4 protein-coding genes, 1 tRNA gene and 2 pseudogenes are annotated in these 7,104 nt (G+C 45.5%); 3 read left to right on the forward strand and 4 right to left on the reverse strand.

Annotated features, from left to right (window positions below; translation table 11 throughout):
• A pseudogene (locus tag IQ235_RS14400) lies at positions 1–893 on the forward strand (polyphosphate:AMP phosphotransferase); the annotation flags it as partial.
• A gap of 70 nt (positions 894–963) precedes the next feature.
• Here IQ235_RS14400 and IQ235_RS14405 read toward each other — a convergent pair.
• The gene (locus tag IQ235_RS14405) at positions 964–1,608 is read right to left on the reverse strand and encodes an HD domain-containing protein (protein ID WP_264322143.1); all 645 of its coding nucleotides are present in this window, start codon (positions 1,606–1,608) and stop codon (positions 964–966) included.
• Between the two features lie 230 nt (positions 1,609–1,838).
• On the opposite strand from IQ235_RS14405, the gene IQ235_RS14410 reads away from it, so the two are divergent.
• Positions 1,839–1,910, forward strand: a tRNA-Gly gene (locus IQ235_RS14410).
• Positions 1,911–2,415: 505 nt separating this feature from the next.
• Here the strand turns inward: IQ235_RS14410 and IQ235_RS14415 are convergent.
• The 3 genes from IQ235_RS14415 to IQ235_RS14425 form a co-directional block, all read right to left on the reverse strand.
• Positions 2,416–3,171 (reverse strand): hypothetical protein, encoded by a 756-nt coding sequence (locus IQ235_RS14415; RefSeq protein WP_264322144.1) that lies wholly within the window; start codon positions 3,169–3,171, stop codon positions 2,416–2,418.
• Positions 3,172–3,428: 257 nt separating this feature from the next.
• On the reverse strand, positions 3,429–3,965 hold the full coding sequence (gene cysC, locus IQ235_RS14420) for an adenylyl-sulfate kinase (protein ID WP_264322145.1): 537 nt from the start codon (positions 3,963–3,965) through the stop codon (positions 3,429–3,431).
• Between the two features lie 232 nt (positions 3,966–4,197).
• The gene (locus IQ235_RS14425) at positions 4,198–5,991 is read right to left on the reverse strand and encodes an SLC13 family permease (RefSeq protein ID WP_264322146.1); all 1,794 of its coding nucleotides are present in this window, start codon (positions 5,989–5,991) and stop codon (positions 4,198–4,200) included.
• 607 nt (positions 5,992–6,598) lie between these two features.
• Here IQ235_RS14425 and IQ235_RS14430 point away from each other — a divergent pair.
• A pseudogene (locus IQ235_RS14430) lies at positions 6,599–7,104 on the forward strand (hypothetical protein); the annotation flags it as partial.

Consider the following 7,104-nt stretch of genomic DNA (forward strand, 5'->3'; position numbering starts at 1 on the left):
CCAGCACTGGCCGCGCACCTAGGATGTTAGTGGTAGCCCTCGATGCGCGTTGGGCGCAATTCAAGTTTCTCACCGAGACGATCTCGACAATTTGTGCAACCCTCGATCGCCATCACCTGCGCGCGCCTATCCCCAAAATCCCACCCCAAGAGCATCTCGAACCCACGGAACCGGATTCTCTGGCACAAGTGGATTTAGAGCGGCAGTTGTCGAAAGAAGAGTACAAGCAACAATTGAAGGCCGCCCAACTCGACTTGCGCAAAATCCAGATGAAGATTTACCAGCAACAAGTTCCGGTGTTGGCGATTTTTGAAGGTTGGGATGCGGCAGGCAAGGGTGGGGCGATTAAGCGGTTAACGGACGTTCTCGACCCGCGCGGCTATACGGTTACACCGTTTGCTGCCCCGACGGATGAGGAGAAAGCCCATCACTACCTGTGGCGATTTTGGCGGCAACTGCCCGCATCGGGGCAGATTGGAATATTCGATCGCAGTTGGTACGGTCGGGTTTTGGTGGAACGGGTGGAAGGGTTTGCCACCCAGACCGAATGGCGGCGCGCCTACCAGGAAATTAACGAGTTTGAAGAGCAACTCACTCGTGCGGGATACGTATTGGTAAAATTTTGGTTGCATATTAGTCCCGAAGAGCAATTGCAGCGCTTTCACGATCGGCAAAACAATCTGTTCAAAGCCTACAAACTCACCGATGAAGATTGGCGAAATCGGGAAAAATGGTCGCTTTACGAGGTGGCGGTGAATCAAGCGATCCAACGCACCAGCACTCCCAATGCACCTTGGACGATCGTGCCAGCGAATAATAAGTATTACGCCCGAGTCAAAGCAATCGAAACGGTGACAGAAGCAATAAAAAATGAATTGAAATGCCGTAATTAAAAACGTCTGAAATCACTATCATAATGCGTCATATCAAGCTCGATCGAACATTAAGGTTATTTAACATATGTTAAATAACCTTAATGTTTAAATCTTCTATCAATCTGCTTATATTTTCTTGCGCTCTATTTTCGAAATTCTCATAAAATAACTGCGTTAAATAGATTTGAGTTTTAGATAGAAAGAAAGATAATAACTCTTTTCTTTTTTGAGTATAAATAGATCGAGCAACCCAGTAGTACTCTTGTCTGATTTGAGATTCGTATTCTTGAAATCGCTCTATTTTTGCCCCTAAAATGGATAGATCGATATCAACAATCAGCCGATGCATTTCATCTACCGGGGTTTGTCGATGACAGGTTGCCAGAATCAACGAGCGAATTAACTGACATTTTTCAGGTGGTAATCCGCTTTTACTAAAAAATTCGATCGCCCAGTTCGCACTGTTTTGCTCGTTCTGATTCTGTTGAGGTTGATAAACTGCATCATGATACCAGAGTGCTACTTCAACCAGCTTTGAATTATAAACGCTTAAAACTTGATATTCGGAAATCGCCCAGTCGAGTTTCTCTAAACATTCTGAGAGATGTTTTAGGGTATGATAAGAACGGTGAGATTGTGAATAAGCCGATATCAGCCTGACATATTCATCACGATCGGGAATGATATTTAATGCCACACATAACTCATCCCATCGTTGCGAAGTGACCTTCATACTAAAGTAACCTGACCCTTTATAGATAAAATATGTAAAACACTTCAGAATTGTCTCAGTCATTTCCAGTCCTATGGAATTCGACTCTACATGAAAGCGGTAAAAATTGCCTTTGAAGTCTGGAGAGTTGCCAGAGATGCTCGATGTGATGTTGTATAATTAACAGAGTCACATCAATATTTAGAGTAATTGCGATCGAGCAGCTTCAGTTAGAGTTCAATTAATTTCAAGCGGGCGTAATTCAGTGGTAGAATGTCAGCTTCCCAAGCTGAACGTCGTCGGTTCGAGTCCGATCGTCCGCTTTGCAAGTGGCTTCAAAAGCGTAACGCTGGTGAAAAATGAAAAGCCCAAAGTCAATCGAGCCGATTTCGATTCGGGAAACTCGATGCCCACAGGGCATCGTCGTAGATTCAATTCAACTTACCGGGTTGCGCTGCTTGCGATCGGATCGGTATTTGTCGGAAGAACCGGTACGAAGCTGGTTGTTAGAAGTGAATTTGCCCCTGTGTAGGAGCTGATAACAGCACGACAAAGCAATTGCCTTGAAGATACTCGAGACGACCGAGCAGTTATTTCAACGGTCACACAGGCGATCGAAAATCTAAATTTTTAAGCCTCATCTCGATCGTCCGATCGCCGATACGATCTCGGAAAAATCTAGAGTGGGGAAGGTACAAATTTGGTTGTTCGAACTGATTGCACCTATCCCCGATTTGAGGGGTTGCATTATCGTCGAAATTGCACGCTCGAAAACAGAAACCGTCAACGTAGCACCCCACGAAATACTCTTTCTCCTTCTCCTGGATATTAGACTGACGATTGTTTTAAAGCTTTAACCTGAACGCATCCTCCTTCAAAAGCAGCCCACCAATCACCCGAAGTACTTCCCTGGTAAAAGTTGGTGAGAGTTACAATTTTACCGCTATAAGGCAGAGTAACCGTATCACCGGCGTTGAATTCGCCGCACTGGGTAATTGGAACCACTTTTTTCGGTCGGGGAAGACCAGCCCCTTTCGACCCTCTGGAGGAACCAGTCTTTGTCGGTCCAGATCCGATTGAAGGTGAATCTTTTGGATGTTGGGGGACTCCACTGGTGGTTGGACTCGATGGACTCGATGGACTCGGTGGACTCGGTGGACTCGGTGGACTCGGTCGTGTCGGTTTAGGAGATGCCACAGCACTCACGGGAGGCTTTTCCTCTGGGGTGATGGTTTCACCTTCAGAAGCGATGGGGTTCTCCTCTGGGGTTGTAGTTTCACCTTCAGAAGCGATGGGGTTCTCCTCTGGGGTTGTAGTTTCACCTTCAGAAGCGATGGGGTTCTCCTCTGGGTTTGTAGTTTCACCTTCAGAAGCGATGGGGTTCTCCTGTGGGGTTGTAGTTTCACCTTCAGAAGCGATGGGGTTCTCCTGTGGGGTTGTAGTTTCACCTTCAGAAGCGATGGGGTTCTCCTGAGACGTTCGCCTGCTAGAGATAGACACGACTTCAGCCGGAGGGTTAGAAGGTACTTGAACCTCCAGTTCTGCTTTTTTAGCTTTGGGCTGCTTTGATTTTTTCTTGGCCATACTCTGGTCGTCTGGTATCTTCTCCTGCTTTGGTTCTATTGTACCCAAGCAAGTTCGAGCATTCGGCAAATGGATCCAGTCAAATTGATGCAGTATATTGTTTCGTCGCCATGGGATTTCTCCATCCCATAGCATTAGGGCAACAGCGTGGCGATCTAGACGCACGAAACCGGGTTGCAAACAACACTCATCCAACGTTTGAGCTGGTTAATGCGATCGCACCCCGGTTTTGTAGGCAAGCTCGATGTATCGATCGATTAGGCGGGATCGAGATAACCCAGTTCTTCTAGGGTTTTGAGTACCTTAGTGACGCTTTCTTCCTCTTCCTCTAGATCCGTGCGACATTCGAGGGTTGGGTTGGTTGGCGGTTCGTAGGGATCGCTCACCCCGGTAAATTGGGGAATTTCTCCAGTGCGAGCTTTTTTATACAATCCTTTCACGTCTCGATCTTCGCAGACGTTGAGAGGTGCGTTCACAAACACTTCGACAAAGTCGCCAATCTTTTCTTTGAGTTCTTCGCGCACCGCACGGTAAGGAGAAATAGCAGAAACCAGGACGATAACGCCGTTGCGAGTGAGCAGATGCGAGACGAAACCGATGCGGCGGACGTTGATATCTCGGTCTTCCTTACTAAATCCCAACCCTTTGGTGAGATTTTCTCGAACAATATCACCGTCGAGGATTTCTAACTTGCATCCTTGCGATGTCAGCTTTTCGGCTACAGCTTTAGTAATCGTGGTTTTTCCCGCGCCACTGAGGCCGGTAAACCAAACCGTCACACCACGGTGTTTCATTAACGATCTCCAATATTTGTTGAATTTAGTAATTGCTGTTCATTGTAACCTAAGTTTTTGGGAGGAGCACCTACTTTTAGAAGGCTTTAAAGTCGATCGATTTTGCTTCATCAACTCTCAATCGATCGTCAAATATCCGAGATTTTACTGACTCGCACCACCGATTGAAGGCGATCGTTCGAGAGACAACGATCTTAACTCCGCAATATTACCGATCTGATGGAACGATCGATTACAAACCATAAAACTTGATAATTAGCAATGGCGCCAGAATTGTCATCATCAAACTTAGCGGTACGCCGACTTTGGTAAAGTCCAAAAATTTATAGCCTCCAGCCCCGTACACCATGGTATTCGTTTGATAGCCGATGGGCGTTAAGTAGCTGTTAGATGCCGCTAGGGTGACGGCAAACATAAAGGCATAGGGATTGAGATTTAAAGTTTCTGCAACTTTAACGGCAACGGGAATCATCAAGACGACAGAGGCATTATTTGAGAGAATTTCAGTCAGAATAATAGTCGCAATAAAAAAGGATAATAAAATCCAATAGCCTGACATTTCTCCGCCAATTGCGACGAGTTTGTCTGCCAACCATTGAGTTGTTCCCGATTTATCCATGGCAATTCCCATAGGAATCAGTCCAGCAAGAAGGAAAATAATATCCCACCGAACGGATTCGTAAATTTCACCGGGTTTCAAACAACCCGTCACCACCATTAATACAACACCGGCTAAGGCACTTACTAGAATGGGAAGTATTCCGAAAGCTGAAGACAGTACGACACCCATTGCGATCGAGATCGCAACTAGGGCTTTTTCTTGACGTAAGTTTTCCACATCCCGCTGCTCGATAACCAGTAAATCGCGACTGGTTTGTAGTCCTAAAAGACTTTGTTTTGGAGCTTGAACGAGAAGCAAGTCTCCAAACTTGAGTGGAACCCTTCCCATTCGATCTCGAACTAAATCTTGACCGCGACGAATTGCAAGAACTGTGGCATTATAACGCTGCCGAAATCGTAAATCTTTGAGTGTCGAACCAATTAAATTGGAGCTTGAGAGAATAAGAACTTCTGCAACCCCCTCTTCTGTCGAAACTTGTTGTTCGGAAAAGAAGTTATTGCTAAACTCTACATCAGGTAGAATGTCTACTCCTCTTTCTTCACGAATATTAAGCAAATCGGTTCGACCACCGCGTACGATTAAAATATCTCCAACTTCTAGCTTTTTATCAGCGATTGGCTGAGGGAAATGGCTGTCGTTGCGAATAATTTCTAAAATATCTAAGTCGAATTTTCGCTGAATCTCACTAGAGCGCAGTGTTTGCCCCACCAAACTCGATCGAGGTTTGACAACCACTTCACTCACATAATCTTTGATGCCATAATCGCGAGAAAGCTGCTCTCCGTCCGATTGTTTTCGATCGGGTAACAATCGAGGCGCAAAAATTGATAAGTAAGCAATCCCAATTATAAATAAAATGATGCCAACTTTCGTGAATTCAAATAAAGAAAACTCTCGATATCCTAAACTCAGAGAAATTCCACTGGCTAAAATATTGGTCGAAGTTCCCAGTAAAGTCATCATTCCTCCCAAAATCGTAACGTAAGATAGGGGAATAAGAAGCTTTGACGTGGAAATTTCTCGTTTTTTACACCATTCTTCAACGATAGGCAAAAAAACGGCAACGACAGCCGTATTATTAATAAATGCCGTAATTGGACCTAAAAGTATACCCATTAAAAAAATTTGCTGAGAGGGTCTTTTTCCTCCCCATTTCAGCAGAAAATCTCGCATCACTTGCATGGCTCCAGTTTTGGCAATGCCGCCGCTGAGAATAAACATTGCCATCACAGTAATGGTCGCCGTATTGCCAAATCCAGAAATACCTTCTTCAGGTTCCACTAACCCCAAAACCATGAGTATAACAGCAACGATAATTGCTGTAATATCGATGGGAAACCACTCTGTAATAAAACAAATGAGTGCCGCGATGACAACACCTAGGGTAAGAACGATTGGTGACATAGGGCAAAAATAGTGAACACTGAATAAATAACGATCGTCAACTTAAAATTCGCGACGTTCTAGAAAGATTAGGACGTGCGATCGTGTAAATCTAGAACCCCTTCGGGATAAGAATTCGATTGCGATCCTCCCTTGGCGCAGCCGCCTCCAAAGGATGAAGGTGAAGAGTCGCGCGCGGGCAAACAACAAATCGGAAAGCTATAACCCCTGTCTCATCTCGAATGCACGTCTAACTGATGACAGATCCTAAAATATTCAACCCTCAAAAAATTGGAGACTCTTGCACGTAGAATATGATGTTGTTCGATTGAATTGCGATCGGCTTCGTAAATTGCTCAATAGACATTTATTTGCGGCTAGGCTTAGCTTGTCTGGATTTTCGAGATCTGTCATCCGAGATTGCACTGAATTTACAATAAATTTGTCAGACAATTGCGCGGTTTTAATTTATCAACAGAGACGATCGAACATCTCGACAATTGTCCTACTCATTTTATAGACTTACTTGCAGCAATTTACTCGATCCGGAACCCTCATCTTCGGGAGGGTCTCTCCCTTTTTAATTTGCCATACTAAAAATAGAGAGTTATTAGCATCCACTTAACCTATGAACCGCCTGAACGAGCGAGCCTTTGCGATTTTAAGCGTCCAACTCGATAAATCTGCCCGAAAAGATCCGGCCAGTCAAGTTCAGCGAGATATCGTCAAGAAGCGGTTGCGCAAACTCCTCACTCAATCGGGCGATCGCCTCACGGAGTCCGAACTGCGACACCACATCTGCGATATTTTTCCCGATTTTAGCCCTCGGGTACTCCAGCAGGCGGCAAAGGCAAATCGACCCCCCGGACTGCTAAGCAAACTCAAATGGGTGACTCTATTTGGCATCGGCGGCGCGGGATTTTTGATGTTCGTCAACTTGCCCTACCCGATGATTCGCCGTCCCGTAGCCAACACCGCCCCGATTTTGCTGCTGCCGAGTTTCATGAGTATGGATTACCATTACCGGCAGGCGATCGCCCGCGTCGAACAAGCAGATCAACTCACCAATCGATCGACCAGTCAAGCGGATTTCGAGCTGGGGGCAGAGAAAGTTCGGCAAGCCCAAACCCATCT

Source organism: Zarconia navalis LEGE 11467 (assembly GCF_015207075.1).
Lineage (GTDB): Bacteria > Cyanobacteriota > Cyanobacteriia > Cyanobacteriales > Geitlerinemataceae > Zarconia > Zarconia navalis.

Bases quoted from the DNA above. Each gene is read 5' to 3' on its own strand.
- IQ235_RS14425 (WP_264322146.1), bottom strand. From the start codon at position 5,991: ATGTCACCAATCGTTCTTACCCTAGGTGTTGTCATCGCGGCACTCATT.
- cysC (WP_264322145.1), bottom strand. From the start codon at position 3,965: ATGAAACACCGTGGTGTGACGGTTTGGTTTACCGGCCTCAGTGGCGCG.
- IQ235_RS14405 (WP_264322143.1), bottom strand. From the start codon at position 1,608: ATGAAGGTCACTTCGCAACGATGGGATGAGTTATGTGTGGCATTAAAT.
- IQ235_RS14415 (WP_264322144.1), bottom strand. From the start codon at position 3,171: ATGGCCAAGAAAAAATCAAAGCAGCCCAAAGCTAAAAAAGCAGAACTG.